General features: G+C 73.7%; 15 protein-coding genes. 9 read left to right on the forward strand and 6 right to left on the reverse strand.

The window, feature by feature from the left end; translation table 11 throughout:
* Positions 1–51 precede the first annotated feature (51 nt).
* From LWC35_RS04280 to LWC35_RS04305, 6 genes are all read left to right on the forward strand, one after another.
* The gene (locus LWC35_RS04280) at positions 52–429 is read left to right on the forward strand and encodes a hypothetical protein (RefSeq protein WP_232868559.1); all 378 of its coding nucleotides are present in this window, start codon (positions 52–54) and stop codon (positions 427–429) included.
* Positions 426–2,513, forward strand: coding sequence for a hypothetical protein (locus LWC35_RS04285; protein ID WP_232868560.1), 2,088 nt, complete (start codon positions 426–428; stop codon positions 2,511–2,513). Before LWC35_RS04280 ends, LWC35_RS04285 begins: the two co-directional genes overlap by 4 nt.
* On the forward strand, positions 2,510–2,869 hold the full coding sequence (locus LWC35_RS04290; RefSeq protein ID WP_232868561.1) for a hypothetical protein: 360 nt from the start codon (positions 2,510–2,512) through the stop codon (positions 2,867–2,869). Before LWC35_RS04285 ends, LWC35_RS04290 begins: the two co-directional genes overlap by 4 nt.
* A 130-nt stretch (positions 2,870–2,999) precedes the next feature.
* The gene (locus tag LWC35_RS04295) at positions 3,000–4,703 is read left to right on the forward strand and encodes a choline dehydrogenase (protein WP_232868562.1); all 1,704 of its coding nucleotides are present in this window, start codon (positions 3,000–3,002) and stop codon (positions 4,701–4,703) included.
* Positions 4,704–4,760: 57 nt separating this feature from the next.
* A complete protein-coding gene (locus tag LWC35_RS04300; RefSeq protein ID WP_232868563.1) occupies positions 4,761–6,011 on the forward strand; it encodes a glycosyltransferase family 2 protein in 1,251 nt (416 codons plus the stop codon).
* A 101-nt stretch (positions 6,012–6,112) separates the two neighbouring features.
* Entirely contained in the window at positions 6,113–6,985 is an 873-nt protein-coding gene (locus LWC35_RS04305) for a glycoside hydrolase family 16 protein (protein ID WP_232868564.1), read from the forward strand.
* An 89-nt stretch (positions 6,986–7,074) separates the two neighbouring features.
* Here LWC35_RS04305 and LWC35_RS04310 read toward each other — a convergent pair whose 3' ends face one another.
* Together LWC35_RS04310 and LWC35_RS04315 are read right to left on the reverse strand one after the other, a co-directional pair.
* Entirely contained in the window at positions 7,075–8,457 is a 1,383-nt protein-coding gene (locus LWC35_RS04310; RefSeq protein ID WP_232868565.1) for a glycosyltransferase family 4 protein, read from the reverse strand.
* A 35-nt stretch (positions 8,458–8,492) separates the two neighbouring features.
* Positions 8,493–10,190: a lipopolysaccharide biosynthesis protein gene (locus LWC35_RS04315; protein ID WP_232868566.1), complete on the reverse strand. Its 1,698-nt coding sequence runs from the start codon at positions 10,188–10,190 to the stop codon at positions 8,493–8,495.
* A 326-nt stretch (positions 10,191–10,516) separates the two neighbouring features.
* On the opposite strand from LWC35_RS04315, the gene LWC35_RS04320 reads away from it, so the two are divergent.
* The 3 genes from LWC35_RS04320 to LWC35_RS04330 all read left to right on the forward strand — a co-directional run bounded on the left by LWC35_RS04320 (position 10,517) and on the right by LWC35_RS04330 (position 12,532).
* Positions 10,517–11,101 (forward strand): acyltransferase, encoded by a 585-nt coding sequence (locus LWC35_RS04320; protein ID WP_232868567.1) that lies wholly within the window; start codon positions 10,517–10,519, stop codon positions 11,099–11,101.
* Between the two features lie 152 nt (positions 11,102–11,253).
* Positions 11,254–11,685, forward strand: a complete 432-nt coding sequence (locus LWC35_RS04325) for a hypothetical protein (protein ID WP_232868568.1) — start codon at positions 11,254–11,256, stop codon at positions 11,683–11,685.
* Between the two features lies 1 nt (position 11,686).
* Complete coding sequence (locus LWC35_RS04330) at positions 11,687–12,532, forward strand: polysaccharide deacetylase family protein (RefSeq protein WP_232868569.1); 846 nt, start codon at positions 11,687–11,689, stop codon at positions 12,530–12,532.
* A gap of 72 nt (positions 12,533–12,604) precedes the next feature.
* Here LWC35_RS04330 and LWC35_RS04335 read toward each other — a convergent pair whose 3' ends face one another.
* Genes LWC35_RS04335 through LWC35_RS04350 form a run of 4 tightly spaced genes read right to left on the reverse strand, consistent with a single transcriptional unit; the run spans position 12,605 to position 17,022 of the window.
* The gene (locus LWC35_RS04335; RefSeq protein ID WP_232868570.1) at positions 12,605–13,729 is read right to left on the reverse strand and encodes a DegT/DnrJ/EryC1/StrS family aminotransferase; all 1,125 of its coding nucleotides are present in this window, start codon (positions 13,727–13,729) and stop codon (positions 12,605–12,607) included.
* Between the two features lie 7 nt (positions 13,730–13,736).
* Positions 13,737–14,861 carry a DegT/DnrJ/EryC1/StrS family aminotransferase gene (locus LWC35_RS04340; RefSeq protein WP_232868571.1) on the reverse strand — a complete coding sequence of 375 codons (1,125 nt, stop codon included), beginning with the start codon at positions 14,859–14,861 and terminating at the stop codon, positions 13,737–13,739.
* Between the two features lie 8 nt (positions 14,862–14,869).
* Positions 14,870–15,874, reverse strand: coding sequence for an SDR family NAD(P)-dependent oxidoreductase (locus LWC35_RS04345; RefSeq protein ID WP_232868572.1), 1,005 nt, complete (start codon positions 15,872–15,874; stop codon positions 14,870–14,872).
* Positions 15,871–17,022: a Gfo/Idh/MocA family protein gene (locus LWC35_RS04350; protein ID WP_232868573.1), complete on the reverse strand. Its 1,152-nt coding sequence runs from the start codon at positions 17,020–17,022 to the stop codon at positions 15,871–15,873. The genes LWC35_RS04345 and LWC35_RS04350 overlap by 4 nt, the downstream gene beginning before the upstream one ends.
* Positions 17,023–17,318 lie beyond the last annotated feature (296 nt).

Genomic DNA, 17,318 nt, shown 5'->3' on the forward strand with positions numbered 1-17,318 from the left:
GGGAACGGTGTCGACCACGGACGACGTCCGGCGAGGGAACGGAGTGACGCGGTGAGCATGCCCTCCGCGGCCGAGCTGACGCGCGCCCGCACCGCGCGCCGCGGCGTCGCGCTGATGCTCGTCGTCGCCGGCCTCGCCGCCTGCGTCCTGAGCCTGCTCGACGTCACCGGCGGCGCCGCGGGCGACTTCCGCCTCTTCATCACGATCGGCTTCCTGCTGCTGGGCCCCGGCTGGTCCGCGGCGGGCTTCCTGCGCCGCGCGCCCGCGGCGCACGTCTGGCTGCTGACCCTCGGCGTCGGCGTGGCCACCACGCTGCTCGCCGCGCAGATCATGGTCAGCGCCGTCTGGTGGCACCCCGACCTCATGCTCTACATCGTCACCGCGATCAGCATCCCGTTCCTGCTCCGGCACGCGGTGGTCGCCCAGTGACCACCCAGGACACCCGCCGGGGTGCCCGCGACGGCGGTGCCCCGGGCGAGGGCGCCGGCCGCGCCGGGGACCCCACCGGTGGTAGCGCCGGCCCCGACGCGCAGGAGAGCGTCCGGAGCGATCCCGAGGCCACGCAGGTCCTCCGGCCCGTCGGCCCGCCCCTCGGGAACGGCACGGACGGCACCGACCCGCCCACCGCGGCGATCCCGGTCGTCCCGCCGACCGCACCGCCGGCGGACGCCGCACCACCGACCGACCTGTCGTGGTACGCGCGGAACCGGACCGTGATCGACCGCTGGCTCTCGCCGGCGCTGGCGCTGCTGGCGCTGGCCATGCTGCCGCTCGCGGTGGTCACCACCGACCTGGGGGCGCTCGACGGCTGGGGTCTGGCCAAGGTGCTCGGCATCCCCGGCTGGCTGGCCCTGCTGTTCGCGATCGGCTCCTGCCTCTCCGAGCTCTACGCCCGGCGCCCGCGCATCCCGATGCTCGGCACCGCGACCGGGGTCCTGATCCTGTGCTCGACCGGCCTGCCGTCGGTCGTCGAGCCGGCCGCGCGGTTCGGCACGGCCTGGACGATCACCGGCTTCGTCGACGCGGTGGCGGTCGCCAACGGCGTCCCGCCCCAGGGCCTCGACGCCCGGTTCTCCTGGCCCGCGTTCTTCGCCCAGTGGGCGTGGTTCCGCCAGGCCGGGGGCGCCGACCAGCTCGACGAGGTGCTGCGCTGGTTCCCGCCCGCCGTCGTCACGGTGTGGGCGATCGGCATCTACGCGCTGGCCCGCTCGATGCTGGGCGGCACCCGTGCCCCGTGGGCCGCGGCCTGGCTGTTCGTCGGCCTGAACTGGATCGAGCAGGACTACTTCTCGCCGCAGGCCACGGGCATCTGCCTGCTGCTCACGGTGCTGACCTTCGCGCTCGGCCCGCTGGCCACCCGCCGGACCGACCCGAGCGGCGTGCCGGGTTGGCCGGCCCCGCACCGCGGCGCGAAACGCCTGCCGCTCCTGCACCGCTGGCTCGTCTCGGGCATGACGCCGCCGAACCGGCCGACCCTGCCCCCGCGGCAGCTGCTGCTGGTCTACTTCTGCGCGGCACTGTGCATCCTCGCGGTGATCCCGGCGCACCAGCTCACCCCGTTCGCGATCCTCGGCCAGCTGTTCCTGCTGGCCGTCGTCGGCCGTTACCGGGGCCGCGGCCTCGTGCTGATCGGCGTCATCGGCGTCGTCCTGTTCATCCTGATCGCCGCCCGCTCCATCTGGATGAACCAGATCACGCTGTTCATCGGCACCGGTGACACGGGCGCCGCGCTGCAGGAGGGCGTGGCCGACCGGCTGACCGGCGACCTGGGCCAGATCGTCGTCAAGTACGGGCGCGTCCTCGTCGCGGGCTTCTCCTACCTGTTGGGCGGGGTGGGCGCCTGGGTCTACTGGCGACGCCGGCGGGACCTCGTGCCGATCGGGCTCGCCGCGGTGCCGATGGCGTTCGCGGCGCAGGGCTACGGCAGCGAGGGCTTCCTGCGGATCGTGCTGTTCGGCCTGCCGATCCTCACCATCCTCGGCGCGGACTTCCTGCGCTGGACGGTGCGCAAGCGGTCGTGGATGCGTCCGGTGCTGGCCGTCGGCATGGTCGGGCTGTTCGGCACGCTGGTGTTCCTGCGCGGGGGCAACGACTCCTACCAGGTCGTCTACCCCGAGGACGCCGCGATGTACCGGTCGGTCGTGGCGACGACCCCGCCCGGGCAGAACGTCATCCCGCTCTCCGACCCCGGCCCGTTCGCGATCGAGGGCCTCACGCTCTTCGGGCGCGGCGGCGGCGTGCCGGGCTGCGGCCGGATCGGCGTCTCGGACGACCCCCTCGGCTGCACCGACAAGGTCGCCCCCGACGTGATCGTGAACTTCGGGTCGATCGAGGCCCAGGGCGAGTTCCTCTACGACAAGCCGCCCCACTGGTCGCTGGACTACGCGAACACCCTGGTCCACCAGGGCAAGTACTACTTCTGGTACCAGAGCCAGGACGACCCGTACGACTACGTGCTGCGCAAGGTCGGGGCGCCCGTGCTCCCCGGCGGCACGGCGGGGAGGGCCGGATGACGATCGACCCGGCCTTCGACAAGTGGGTCTGGCTGTCCTTCCTCGGCCTGCTCGCCGTGCTCGGCATTCGCGCCTGGGTGGTGGAGAGCAGCCGGGGGCGGCTCGAGCGCACGCCCACCCGCGTCCGGGCCCTCACGGTGGCGTCGGTGTGCGTCGTCGCGGTCGTCGTCGCGCTGCTCACCGTCCAGGGTGGACGGCAGGTCGTCCACTCCGTCCTCACCCGCACGGACCCGGTCACCGGGCTCCCGCTCGACGAGCCGCAGCGGCCCGCGCCGGCCGCGGCGGACCCGAACGCTCCCGCGGCCCCCGACCCGCACGCCAACCCGAACGCGCCCGCGGCGGGTGCCGGGCCCTGACCCGGTCAGGGCCGCGGATTTCACCGCGATATCGTGACCGCCGCTGCGGGGTGGCGACCGGGGTCGGTCCGGTCCGCCGCGACGCGGGGGGCCAGGCACGCAGCGTTCCCAGAGGAGGGCTCAACACCTCATGTCGGACAAGGTCTACGACTTCGTCGTGGTCGGCGGCGGTGCGGCCGGGTGCGTCCTGGCCAACCGGCTCAGCGCCGACCCCGCCCACCGGGTGCTCCTTCTCGAGGCCGGGAAATCGGACCCGTTCTGGGACGTGTTCACCCACATGCCGGCGGCGATGGGCCTCGCGATCGCCAGCAAGAGCCACAACTGGCACTACGTCTCCGAGCCCGAGCCGTACATGCAGAACCGGCGCATGGACCTGCCGCGCGGCAAGCTGCTCGGCGGTTCCGGCTCGATCAACGCCATGACCTACGTCCGGGGCCACCCGGCGAACTTCGACCAGTGGGCCAAGGTCGTCGGGGACGAGGCCTGGGACTTCGCGCACGTCCTGCCGTACTTCAAGAAGATCGAGGACTCGCTGACCTTCGGGGGCAACGAGTACCGCGGCCGCGGCGGCCTGCAGACCGTCGAGCGGGCGCCGGCCGACCACCCGCTGTTCGCGCTGTTCTTCGAGGCCGCGCAGCAGGCCGGGTACAACCTCACCGCCGACCTCAACGGCGCGGTGCAGGAGGGCTTCGCCGCGTTCGACCGCAACATCCGACGGGGCCGGCGCCAGTCGTCGTCGCAGGCCTACCTGCACCCGGTGATGGGGCGGCCGAACCTCGAGGTCCGCACCCGCGCGCTGGCCACGCAGATCGTGTTCTCCGGGACGCGCGCGGTCGGGGTGACCTTCCGGGCGGGAGGCGGCCGCGAGGAGATCGTCCGGGCCAAGGAGATCATCCTGTCCGGCGGTGCCTTCAACAGCCCGCAGCTGCTGCAGCTCTCCGGCGTCGGCCGGGCCGAGGAACTCGCCGCCGTCGGGGTCTCGCCGGTGCACGACCTGCGCGGCGTCGGGCACAACCTCGAGGACCACCTGGCCGTCCAGGTCCAGCACCGGTGCACCCAGCCCATCTCGATGGTGCACATGAAGGACAAGAAGAACTGGCCGCTCATGGGTCTGCAGTGGCTCGCCGGCCGCGGCCCGGCGGGCAGCAACCTCTTCGAGGCCGCGGGCTTCATCCGCAGCAACGAGGACATGGAGTTCCCGGACGTCATCGTCGGGTTCGCGCCCATGGCGATGGCCTTCGACGAGAAGCGGATCGTGGAGGGGCACGGCTACCAGGTGCACGTCGGCACCATGGCGGCGCGCTCCCGCGGCAGCGTCACGCTGCGCTCGGCGGACCCGACCGCGCACCCGCGGATCATCTTCAACTACCTGGACAACCAGCGGGACCGTGACGACTGGGTCAAGGCGATCCGGATCGCGCGCGACATCATGGCCCAGCCGGCCTTCTCGGGGGTGGACGGCGGGGAGGTCGTCCCCGGACCCGAGTTCCAGACGGACGAGGAGATCCTCGACTGGATCTCGCACACCGCGCAGACCGGGCTGCACCCCACCGGCAGCGCCCGCATGGGCCGCACGGACGACGACGTCGTCGACCCGTCCACGCTGCGGGTGCACGGTGTGGAGGGGCTGCGGGTGGTCGACGCGTCGATCTTCCCGACGGTCACCAACACCCAGACCTACGCCCCCACGCTGATGGTGGCCGAGAAGGCGTCGGACATGATCCTCGGCAACACGCCCCTGGAGCCGGTGCGCCTGGCCCGGCCGCAGGTCGTCTCGCAGGCGCGACCGGCCGCGGCCTCGGAGGACGTGGTGGCGCCGGCCGGTCAGGCCTGAGCGGAGCCACGGGCCCGGTGCGCGCCGCGCGCCGTCGACGAACCACGGAGGAGAAGCATGGAGCTGCCGGGGCGGGCGCCGGCCTGGGTCGGCCGGGTCGAGCGGCGGACCGACGGGTCGGACGCGCTGGACCTGTCGGTGGACCCCCGTTACCTGGCGGCCCGGCTGCTGGTCACCGCGGGCGGGATACCCGCCGGGCTGATCTCGGTGGGGCTGGTCGGGGGCCGCGCGACGACGTCGACGGTCCGTGCCGCGATCGAGGCGCAGCTGGGTCCGGACACGGGGGAGGACCAGTCGTTGCCGCCCTCGGACGAGCCGCTCACCGTCGTGATCGCGACTCGCGGCCGGGCCGAGAGCCTGCGGACCAGCATCGCCGCCGTGGTGGCGGGTGACCACCCGGCCGTCACCGTGGTCGTGGTCGACAACGACCCGCCGGACGAGAGCACCCGGCTGGTCGCCGAGGAGTTCGCCGACCGTGGCGTGGTCTACGTCCGGGAGCGGCGCCGCGGCCTGTCCGTCGGCCGCAACCGCGGGCTGCGCGAGGCGGTCACCCGGCTCGTCGCGTTCACCGACGACGACACCGAGGTCGACCGGCAGTGGGCGAGCCGCATCGCCGCCGTGTTCGCCGCCGAGCCGGACCTGGCCTGCGTGAGCGGGCCGGTGATCGGTGCCCGGCTGGACACCGAGGAGCAGCTGGCCGCCGAGCGCGCCCTCGTCTGGAACCGGGGCTTCGAGGCGCGCCGCTACTCGCTGAGCCACCCGCCGGAGGACTCCGCGATCTTCCCGTTCTCGCCCGGGCTGTTCGGGATCGGCGCGAACTTCGCCGTCCGCGCCGACATCGCGCGCGCAGTCGGCGGGTTCGACGAGGCGCTCGGCGCCGGCGCCCCGACCCGCGGCGGCGAGGACTGCGAGTTCATGGTGCGGCTGGTGCTGGCCGGCCACCTGGTCGGCTACGACCCGGGCGCGTTCGTGTGGCACCACCACCGGGCGTCGCCGGAGGAGCTGCGCAGCCAGCTGCGCGGCTACTCGATGGGTCTGGGCGCCTTCCTCACCAAGATCGCCCTGGACCCGCGCGCCGGGGCCATGGCCGCCCGGCGCCTCCCGGCCGCGGTGGCGCAGTTCCGGCAGATCGGGGCGCGCGAGTCCACCGCGGGCGAGGGCGTGGCCGCCGGCAGCCTGGGGGAGCGGCTGGCGTGGATCGTCGACGGCGGCTCGGCCTACGTCCGCGGGCGCCGCGCGACCCGGCGGGTCGGCGGCCGGGTGCCCCGGCTGTCCCCGCTGAACTCCCACGTCACGTCCGACCGCTGAGGTCGTTGGACTCGGTGACGGGGGCGTCGGCGGGGTGTCCTAGGCTCGCGGCCTGTCCAGTTTGTCCGATCTGAGTCGTTCGATGTGACCGAGGAGTCCGAGTGTCCGAACCGTCCGGGTCCGGTGGTGGCGGTGCCCCCACCCGGGGGATCTCCCGTCGCACCGGCCTGATCATCGGCGGCGTCGTGGTCGTGGCCGTGATCGCGCTGATCGCCGTGCTGGTCGGCCGGCCGTCGTCGGATACGGGCAACACCGGGGGCAGCGGCAGCGTGTCGGAGCCGCCCGGCCCGACCACGGCCACGAAGACCCCGAGCGCGGGCACCGACACCAGCGCCGCCACGCTGCTCGGCTGGGGCGAGCCGTCCCGGGTCGACGAGTTCGACGGGCCCCGGCCGGCCGGCTGGAGCATCTACAAGGGTGAGGGCCACGACGGCAACGGCCGCCGCACGCCCGACGCGATCCACGTCGACAACGGCATCCTCACCATCAAGGGCGACGCCCAGGGCAACACCGGCGGCCTCGCGCTCAACCCGGGCCAGATGTACGGGCGCTGGGAGGGCCGCGTGAAGATGCCGGCCGGCGACCCGACCTACCACGCGTTGCTGCTGCTGTGGCCGGACGAGGAGAACTGGCCGGAGGGCGGCGAGATCGACTTCCTCGAGGCCACCGACCCGAACCGGCAGAACGTGAACTCGTTCCTGCACTACGGCGAGGACAACAAGCAGATCGAGCACGACGTTGCGGTCGACGGCACCGAGTGGCACAACTGGGCCGTCGAGTGGACCCCGGACCACGTCATCGGCTACCTCGACGGGCGCGAGTGGTACCGGATCGAGGACAAGGACACACTGCCGCCGGGCCCGATGCACCTGTGCATCCAGCTCGACTGGTTCCCCGAGGACGGCGACCCGAAGAACGTGCAGCCGTCCGAGATGCAGGTGGACTGGGTCAAGGAGTACAAGTACAGCGGCTGAGCGCCCCGTGACACGGACCGGCCGGTGTCCCGCGAGGGGACACCGGCCGGTGGCGTTCTCGGTGGCGTGCCCGGGGCAGCCCGAGGGGCTCAGCCCCGGCGGACCGCCTTGAGCTTCAGGGTCTTCGCGTTGGCGATGTCGATGCTGCCGGTGTCGGTGTCGATGTCCGGGTCGAACCAGTCCGGCACCGGGCCGGCGATGCCGGGTGCGATCCGCTCCGAGCTGTTGAACGTGTCCGGCTTGACCCGACCGGCCGCCCGCGCCGCGAACCAGGCACCGACCGACGCGACCGTGCGCGCCACCTCGCTGCGACTCGGGCGGACGTGCTCGGCGAGCGCCTTCTGGTACCACTCCATCTGCACCCGCAGGGCGTGCTCGAGGCTGTAGTGCCGGCGCACGAGCTCGAGGGCGAACGCGGCGTTCTCCTTGCGGCGCACCTGGTCGTCCAGCAGCGTGGTCAGCTCGCGGACCAGGGCGTCCTCGCCGGTACCGCCGTCGCCGATCCCGTAGAAGCCGCGCCAGCGGAACAACCGGGCCGACTCGCGGTCGAGCATCTGGAAGTAGCCGCGCTCGCCCTGCACGATGCAGGGCTTGCCGAAGGCCATCGCGCGCAGGATCGACCCGCCCATGCCGAGCGCGATGTCCGCGGCGGCGTAGGCGGGGCGCGGGTCGACCCGCATCCCGGGCAGCAGCACGACCTCGCGGCCGGCGCGGGCGTTCGTCGCGTCGGCCAGGGCCCGTAGCTCGGGCATCGCCGGCCCGTCGCCCACCATCACCAGCCGGAGCCGGTGGTGCGGCGGGATACGGCCCGCGGCGCGGATGGCCGTCTCCAGGCCCTCCTGCTTGAGCGCGCGGGCGAACCGGCTGACGACGACGACGGCGATTTCGTCCGGCGCGATCCCGAGCTCGGCCCGGAAGGCGGCGCCGCCGGGGTAGTCGGGGTACTGGCCGACCGTGTCCGTCGGGATCTCGAGGACGCCGATCGAGCCGCTGCGCTCGCGGGTCTCCATGGCGATCAGCGGTCCGCAGACCTGCAGCGGCACGGAGCCGGGCATGAAGTCCGGCACGGACATGCTGTTGATCGTCATGGTCATCGGCACGTCGTCGAGGCGGTGCGGGCCGAGGAAGGCGAGCAGCGAGGGCGTGAGCTCGTAGGCGTGGATCAGGTCCGGCTGCAGCCGTCGGGACAGGTCACGGATCCGCTTGTAGGCCGCGCGTGCGGTGGGCGCGATGTTGTCCGGGACCAGCTCCTCGACCGCCTCGAACCGCACCCCGCGCTTGTGGATGACGTCCTCGAGGACACCGGGCGGCCCGGCGACGACGACCTCGTGGCCCATGTCCCGCACGCCGGCGGCCAGGTCCACGGAGTTGCGCTGGCTGCCGCCGATGTCCAGGTTGTGCAGGACGACGAGCAGGCGCAGCGGCCGGTCCGTGGGCCAGCGGCTTGCGCGGGGAGCGCTGTGCGCGTTCACTCCTCGGGTCTCCCTCGTGTGAAGAAGGCCGTCCGTCAGGACGGGCGCCGGCCTGCTCCCGTCGCCAGTCCGGCGACGGGGGTCGGCTCTGTCGGGGGGTCGGACCGGCCGGCGTCGTCGCCCGGCCCGCCCGGCTGGGACGGCTCGGACGCCCGGTCGGTCCCCTCCTCGACGGCGCCGCGCCGCAGCGTCCGCATGAAGCGGACGAGCGGGACGGCGACGACGAGCGCCGTGACGGCCTGGGCGAGGAGGAACGCCAGGCCGGCGCCGCCGATGCCCATGCGGTCCATGAGCACCACCGCGAGCCCGATGACCAGGCCGGCGGTGAACACCTCGAGCACCACGACGCGCCCCATCTGGTTGCGCAGTCGCGAGGTGTTGATGAAGTTCATGTTGATGATCGTGAAGGGGATCGCGAGCACCGCGTAGCGCAGCACCCAGGTGCCCTGCTCGGAGTAGGAGTCGCCGAGCACCGAGAGCACCCACGGGGCCAGGAAGAACAGCGACGGCACGCCGAGGCCGCCGATCAGGTAGCTCAGCCGGAAGGTCCGCTTCATCAGCGTCCACTGCTCGCGCCGGTCGTGGCTGGCCTCCACCACGTACGAGGAGCTGATGTTCCAGATCAGCACGCTGAACGACTCGGCGATCAGCCACGGCAGTGCGTAGTAGGCGTTGGCCTCGGTGCCCAGCCGCGCCACCACCAGCAGCGGCAGCACGAGCGGGATGATCACCGTGACGGCGCCGGTGGCGTACTCGGCCAGGAAGATCGAGAGCAGCCCGCGCCGGTCGGGCATCGGCGGGGTGCCCTCGCCGGGCGGGGGCACGCGGGGGAGCAGGCGCAGGAACAGGATCGGCGAGATCACCAGCTGCAGCGCGATGATCGGCAGCGCCCAGGCCACGAGGATGCCCTTCTCGAAGGCCAGGTTCGCGAAGAGGATCAGCAGGCCCATCTTGCCCAGCGCGAACAGCAGCTGCTCGAGCGGGATCCAGGTGGAGCGGCGCAGCCCGGTGAGCACCCAGTCCTGCAGGGTGGAGAGCGCGAGCAGCGCGACGAGCAGCGGGAACGCCGCCCGGTCCCAGAAGGTGGGGAACAGCTCGTCGTGCGGGAAGAAGACCAGGAAACCCGCGCCGAGAACGAGCGCGATGACGATCGCGATCGCGTAGCCGCCCAGGACGAGCCTGCGCGCCTTCGTGCCGGCCGACGCCAACACGCGGCCGAAGAGCAGCCCGACGTTCGACGCCGCGACCTGCGACAGCATCGTGGCGGTGGACAGGATCGCCGAGGACCGGCCGACCTCCGTCGCGGGCAGCCGGGCCGCGATCGCCCAGAAGCCGAGACCCACGAGGGCGGTGATGCCGGTGGCCGCCATGAGCGCGAAGGCGTTGAGCTCCAGGCTGGGCAGCAGGGAACGGCGCTTGCGCGGCGGCTCGGCGTCCGTCCCCGCGTCGATCCCGGCGCCGGTCCCCGGCTCGACCGCGGCCTCGGGGAGCTCCGCGGTGGCGGGGCTGTCGCCGTCCCCGTGGGTGTCCGCGTCGACGCTGTGTCGTTGCGTGGTCCGGAATCCGACGGTCTCGAGCGCGGCGTTCTCCGCGGTGCCCGGCGCGGGGACCTGGACGGCGGCGAAGCGCTCGGTGGGGGGGTCGGCGTAGGGGTCCGCGCCCGGGCCGGTGATCCGGTCGACCGCCGCGGTGGAACGGCCGGGGCCGTCCGCGATCCGCTCGTCGCCGCGCACCGGACCCCTGTCTCGCTCCACTACCGCAGTACCCCGTCAGACCTGTCCGTGCCGCGCACCCGCCGGGCGCCGGTCGCCGCTCCTCGTCTCGGTCGCCCGAGCCTAATGGTCGACTCGCCGGTGCTGATCTCCGGGTGTAACCTGCCCGATTCGCACGCGGGGGTCCGGAGGCGGACCCACGGTCGTCCATCGGTCACCCGACGGAGCGCGTTACGCACCGTCCGGTGCGACACCGCTCGCCCGGCGGTCACGGGATCGGGGGACGGACCGCCGGAGCGCGCGGCTATCGTCGGCGCCGCACACGACGGACGAGGGCGGGAGCGCGCATGACCGGCGCCACGACGAGCACGACCGGGGTGCGGGTGCACCCGCGGGGTCTCTGCGAGAGCACGGACGTCGGGGAGGGCACCCGGGTGTGGGCCTTCGCGCACGTCCTGCCGGGCGCCCGGGTCGGCCGGGACTGCAACATCTGCGACTGCGCCTTCGTCGAGGACGGGGCGGTGCTCGGGGACAACGTGACGGTCAAGAACGGCACCCTCGTCTTCTCCGGCGTGACCTGTGAGGACGACGTGTTCCTCGGCCCCAACGTGCTCTTCACCAACGACCTGCGGCCGCGCGCGGCGATCAAGCGCGGGCCCGAGGCGCTCCTGTCGACCGTGGTCCGCCGCGGCGCGACGCTCGGCGCCGGCGCGGTCGTGGTGTGCGGGACGGAGATCGGCGAGCACGCCTTCGCCGCGGCCGGTGCCGTCGTGACCCGCTCGGTGCCGGCCCACGCGTTCGTCGCGGGGAACCCGGCGCGGGTGAAGGGCTGGGTCTGCGTCTGCGGCGAGCGATTGGGCGAGGACCTGGTGTGTCCCGGGTGCGGCACCGCGCACGAGCGGGCCGGGGAGGGACTGCGCGTCCGGGGCTGACGGGCCCGTCGCTAGAGTCCCGCGGCGGGAGAGTCCACCGGGGTCCCCGCCGGCGACCGGCCGGTCGGCCCCGCCACGGGACGCCGCCGCCTCCGCTCCCCGCGCGAGCCGGCGACCCGTGCCGACCACACCCGACCGAGGAGCAGACCCACATGGCCCGTGCCGCCCAGACCACCCCCTCCACCGCCGCGAGCACCGCGCTGCGCGCCCTGCGCGACGTCGGCGCGGCCGCCTGGTTCGGCGGCTCCCTGATGGGGGCCTCGGGCCTCAACGCCGCCGCCGACGCCGCCGGGGGCCCGCAGGACCGCGAGCGCGTCGTCGCCGCCGGCTGGGCCCGCTGGACCCCGATCTTCCGCGCGGCGGCCGCGGCGCACCTGCTCGGCAGCATCGGGCTGCTGGCGCAGCGCCGCAGCAAGGCCGACCTGGTCGGCCTGGGCCTCACCACCGCTGCGGTGGGTGCGGTCGCCGGCACGGCCGTCATGGGGAGCAAGGAGGTTCCCGAGACGACCATCCACGCGGTGGAGTGGACGGTTCCGGCCCTGCTCGCCGGGGTGATCCTCAGCGGCGTCGGGCGGAAGGGCTGAGGTGGCGGTGTCCTCCCTGCGCAGCACGCTGGGCGAGCTGCCCGCGGCCCAGGCCGCCTACCGGTGCGCCGTCGCGGGCCGCATGCGTGCGGAGCGGTGGGGCCTGGCGCTCGACGAGGCGCTGCGGACCCGCACCGGCCTGACCCGGCCCCGCGGCAGCGCGGTCGGCCGGATCCTCGCCTACCACTCGATCGGCACGGACGAGTGGGGGGTCAACGACGTGCGGCCGGCGGACTTCGAGCGGCACCTGCAGGTGGCCGTGGACGACGGGTGGACCTTCGCCACCCCGGCCGAGGTGCTGGCCGCTCCGGAGCGCAGGCAGCTGGCGATCACGTTCGACGACGGTGCCACCAGCGTGCTCGACAACGCGGTGCCGGTGCTGCGCCACCACGGCGTCCCGTCGACCATGTTCGCGGTCAGCGGGTGGGCCGACGGCGGGCACGACGCGGGCTACGCGCACGTGCTGGACTGGGCGGGCCTGGCCCGGCTCGAGGCGGCCGGCGTCACGCTGGCCAGCCACTCGGCGTCGCACCCCGACTTCGGCCGGCTCGACGCCGCCGCCGCGGAGCGCGAGCTCGTCGAGTCGCGGGCCCGGCTGGAGAGGATGCTCGGTCACCCGATCGACGAGTTCGCCATCCCCTTCGGGCAGTCGGCGAACTGGACGCCGGAGGCGGGCGCGATCGCGAGCCGCGTCTACCGGACGGTGTACGCGCAGGCCGTCGACACGCGCCCGGCGGGCACCGTCCCGCGCACCTTCATCACGCAGATCGACCGCCCGCTGATCTTCCGCGCCGCGCTCAACGGTGCCTTCGACAACTGGGAAGAGTGGTTCCTGGGCCCGCGCTGACCCGACGCCCGGCACGACGAACGGCGCCCCCGCTCACCTCCGGGTGGGCGGGGGCGCCGTTCGTGTGCGGGGTCAGAGCGCGGCGCGGAGGGTGTCCACGACCCGTTGCTGCTGCTCCTCGGTGATCTGCGGGTAGAGCGGCAGCGACAGGATCCGGTCGGCCGTCGCCTCGGCCACGGGGAAGTCGCCGGTCTTGCCGAGGTGCCCGAAGGCTCCCGTGAGGTGCACCGGGGTGGGGTAGTGGATGCCCGCGCCCACGCCGTTGGCGTTGAGGTGCGCCAGGACCTCGTCGCGCCGGTCGACCTCGATCACGTAGAGGTGCCAGACGGGCTCGTTGCCCGGGGTGACCGTGGGCGTGGTGACGCCCGGCAGGTCGGCGAGCAGGGCGTCGTAGCGGGCCGCCGCGGCCCGCCGGGCGGCGTTCCACCCGTCGAGCCGGGTGAGCTTCGCCGAGAGCACGACGGCCTGCAGCGCGTCGAGCCGGCTGTTCACGCCCACGACGGTGTGCTCGTACTTGCGCGGCGACCCGTGCGCGCCCAGCAGCCGGACCCGCTCGGCCAGCTCGGCCGAACGCGTGAGCACCGCACCCGCGTCGCCGTAGGCGCCGAGGTTCTTGCCGGGGTAGAAGCTGGTGCCGGCGATGTCGCCGATCGCGCCGGCCTGCAGCCCGTCTCGCCGGGCACCCTGGGACTGCGCCGCGTCCTCGCAGATCGCGACATGGTCGGGCAGACCCGCCTTCAGCCGGGCGACGTCGGCGACCTGGCCGTACAGGTGCACCGGCAGCACGACCCGGGTCCGCTCGGTGACGGCGGCCAGGGCGGCGTCGACGTCGATCAGGGCGGTGCCGGGCTCGCAGTCGACGAGCACGACCTCGGCCCCGGCGCGGGCGACGGCCTCGGCGGTGGCGATGAACGTGTTCGCCGGCACGAGGCACTCGTCGCCCGGGCCGACGCCGAGCGCGCGCAGGGCGAGCTCGAGCGCGTCCGTGCCGTTGGCGACGCCGACGACGTGCTCCACGCCGGAGTACGCGGCGTAGGCCGCCTCGAACTCGGCGACGGCCGGCCCACCGACGAAGGCGGTGCGGGCCAGGACCTCCTCCCAGCCCTCGGCGACCTGGGCGGCCACCTCGGCGTGCTGGGCGGCGAGGTCGACGAGGGGGATCGGGGCGTGCGGGACCGGGGTGCTGGGGGCGGCCATGCGGCTCCTAGTGGCTCGGGGAGCTGGTGGCGAGACCGAGGGCGCCGGCCAGCGCGTCGACGACGGCGAGCTGCTCGGCCTCCCCGATCTCGTGGTGCACCGGGAGGATCACGGTGCGGCGTGTGAGGTGCTCGGTGACGGGCAGCGGCCCGTGCGGGTGCCCGGCGTAGGCGGGCTCCAGGTGCGCGGCCATGATCCCGCGCCGGGCGGAGATCCCCGCCTCGGCGAGCGCGCCGAGGACGGTGACCTGGTCGGCCCCCTCGGGGAGCTCGACCCAGAACGACTGGTAGTTGGCCGTGCCGTGCGGCGGGTCGCCGACCGCGCGCACCCCGAGCGGGGCGAGCAGCTCGCGGTAGCGCTCGGCGATGGCCCGGCGCTGCGCGACGATCCCGGGCAGCCGGCCCAGCTGGACCAGGCCCATCGCGGCCTGCATGTCCGTCATCCGGTAGTTGAAGGCCGTCTCGTCGTAGCCCTCGAGGACGACCTTCGTGCCCGCGGCGTGCCGGTCGGCGGCGGAGACGGTCATCCCGTGCTCGCGCAGCCGGCGGATCCGGGCGGCCCACTCGGGATCGTCCGTGGTGACCATGCCGCCCTCGCCGGTGGTGAGGAGCTTGCGCGGGTGGAAGGACCAGGCCGCGAGCAGCGCACCGGTGCCGACCGGGTTGCCGTGCAGGGTCGCCCCGGCGGCGCAGGCGGCGTCCTCGACCACGGGGACCTCCCCGCACGCGGCCTTGATCGCCGGGATGTCCGCGGGCTGCCCGCCCTGGTGGACCGCCAGCACGGCCTTCGTCCGCGGGGTGAGCACGGCCGCGACGGTCTCGGCGGTGACGTTGCCGGTCGCCGGCTCGACGTCGGCGAACACCGGGGTGGCGCCGCAGTAGCGGATCGCGTTGGCGGTGGCGATGAAGGAGAACGACGGGCACACGACCTCGTCGCCCGGGCCCACGCCCAGCACGTACAGCGACAGGTGCAGTGCGGTGGTGCAGTTCGAGGTCGCGACGGCGTGCGCGGCGCCGACGTGGGCGGCGAACGCCTTCTCGAACTCGGCGACCCGCGGACCCTGCGCCACCCAGCCCGACCGCACGGCGGCCGCGACGGCCTCCGCCTCCTCGTCCCCGAGGAGGGGCTTCATGACCGGGATCATGCGCCGACCTTCGTGCCGGTCTCCTCGCTCCACCACCGGACGAGCCCGCGCAGGCCCTCGTCCAACCCGATCGTCGGCTTCCAGCCGAGGTCGCGGGCGGCGGCGGAGATGTCCGCGAGCCGGCGGGTCACGCCGTTGACCTGGCGGGCCGGGCCGAACTCCGGGGTGAGGTCGGAGTCCATCGCCTTCAGCAGCGCCTCGGCCAGGCCGGCCAGGCTGATCTCCTGGGCGGTGGCGATGTTGTAGACGTCGTCCGTGACCGGGGCCTGCGCCGCGAGCACGTTGGCGCGGGCGATGTCGTGGACGTGGACGAAGTCCATCGTCTGCTTCCCGTCGCCGAAGATCAGCGGGCGGTCGCCCCGGGCGATCCGCTCCATCCAGCGGATCAGCACCTCGGTGTAGACGCCGTAGGCGTCCATCCGCGGGCCGTAGACGTTGAAGTAGCGCAGCGCGACGTAGTCCAGGCCGTTCATGGCGTGGAAGCTGCGCAGCATGCCCTCGTTGAACGCCTTGGCGGCGCCGTAGAAGGTGTCGTTGTTGTACGGGTGGTGGCGCTCGGTGGTCGGGAACTCCTCGGCCAGGCCGTAGACCGACGCCGACGAGCTCGCGACGACCTTCTTCACGCCGTGCTCGACCGCGGCCTCGATGATCGTGAAGGTGCCGTCGACCAGGCTCTCCAGCGCGGTCCGCGGCTGCTCGGCGCACTGGGTGATCCGCAGTGCGGCGAGGTGGAACACGAGGTCCTTACCTGCGGTGAGCTCGCCGACCAGCTCGCGGTCGTTGATGTCGCCCTCGACCAGGGTCAGCCGGTCGCCCGCGGCCGCCTGCGCCGCGGCGATGTTCTCCCGCCGCCCGCGCACCAGGTTGTCCAGCACGACGACCTCGGCCGCGCCGGCCTCGACGAGCTGGTCGACGAGGGTCGAGCCGATGGTGCCGGCACCGCCGGTGACCAGGATCCGCTGGCCCTCGACCGGCTGTGCCGCCTTCTCGCTGCTGGTCACACCGTCACCTCTCCGCGGCCGCGCTGGGCCATCGTGGTCGGAACGTCCTCGATCACCCCGGCGGTGGTGCGCGGGGTCTCCTGGATCGCGCGGATCGGCACGGACTGGCCGTCCTTCGCGAGGCTCTCGGAGGCGGCCTCGAGGATCGCGAGCACCCGCAGGCCCGCGAAGCCGTCCGTGAGCGGGCGCCGGTTCTCGGCGATGGCCGCCGCGAACTCGACCATGACCGACCGCAGGGCCTCCAGGTTGGCCAGGGCCGGGGCGACGGTGTCGCCGGTGCGGTACGAGACGAGCCTGCGGCCGCGGACGTCGGCGTCGTCCAGGTCGGACTGGATCCGGTCGACGCCGCGGTCGTGCTCGGAGACCCGCTGGGTGGGGTTCAGGTCGTCCCAGACCACGGTCCGGTTGGACCCGCCCACCACGAAGGTGCGGATCTTGGTGGGGGAGAGCCAGTTGACGTGCACGTGGGCGAGCGCGCCGTTGGACAGCCGCAGCGTCAGGTGCGCCACGCACGCGTGCCCCGCCCCCACCGGGTCGGAGCCGTGCGCGGCCACCGAGACCGGGAACACGTCGTCGGGCAGGATCGCGTCGAAGATGGAGAGGTCGTGGGGGGCGAGGTCCCACAGGACGTCCACGTCCGGCTGCACGATGCCCAGGTTGATCCGCACCGAGTCGATGTACTGCAGGTCGCCGAGGCGCCCGCTGCGCACGACCTCGCGGATGTGCCGGACCTCGGAGGTGTAGCAGAAGGTGTGGTCGACCATGAGGACCCGGCCGAGCCGCTCGGCGGCCTCGACCAGCCGGCGGCCCTCCTCGTAGGACGGCGCCAGCGGCTTCTCGATCAGCACGTGCTTGCCGGCCTCGAGGGCGCGCATCGCCACGTCGAAGTGGGTGGCGGCCGGGGTCGCGATCGCGACGGCGGACACCGCGGGATCGGCCAGCACCTCGTCGAGCGAGGTGGAGATCCGCACGGTTGAGTAGTTGCCCAGGACCTGCCGCGCGCGGTCGGCGTTGAGGTCGCACAGGTACTCGAGGTGCAGGCCCGGGGTCTGCTGTGCGTTGCGGACGAGGTTCGGACCCCAGTACCCGCCCCCGACGACGGCTATCCCGATAGGACCGTTCTGCTCCACTGTGTACCCGTCCCCCATTCGGTCCCGTCCCCTGAGTGCGGCGGCGATCTCGGGTCCGGACCCTACAAGGACCCCATCGGGTGATCCCCAGCGCGTCGGGCGGTGCCCGGATCGCCCCGTGGGGTACCGGTGCGGACGGGCCGGCCCGCGACATCCCGTTCGTCCCGGCGGCGCACCCGGGCCCCGCTCGGCCGCACGGGGGACGCGGGCCGGCCGCCGGTAACATCGGCGCCCATGTTGACGGCCAGGCTTCCCCACCTGCCCCCCGTGGTCGGAGCTGTCCCGTCGTCCGCTTCCGTCCCTGCCGAGGCGCA

Source organism: Pseudonocardia kujensis, from assembly GCF_021283305.1.
Lineage (GTDB): Bacteria > Actinomycetota > Actinomycetes > Mycobacteriales > Pseudonocardiaceae > Pseudonocardia > Pseudonocardia kujensis.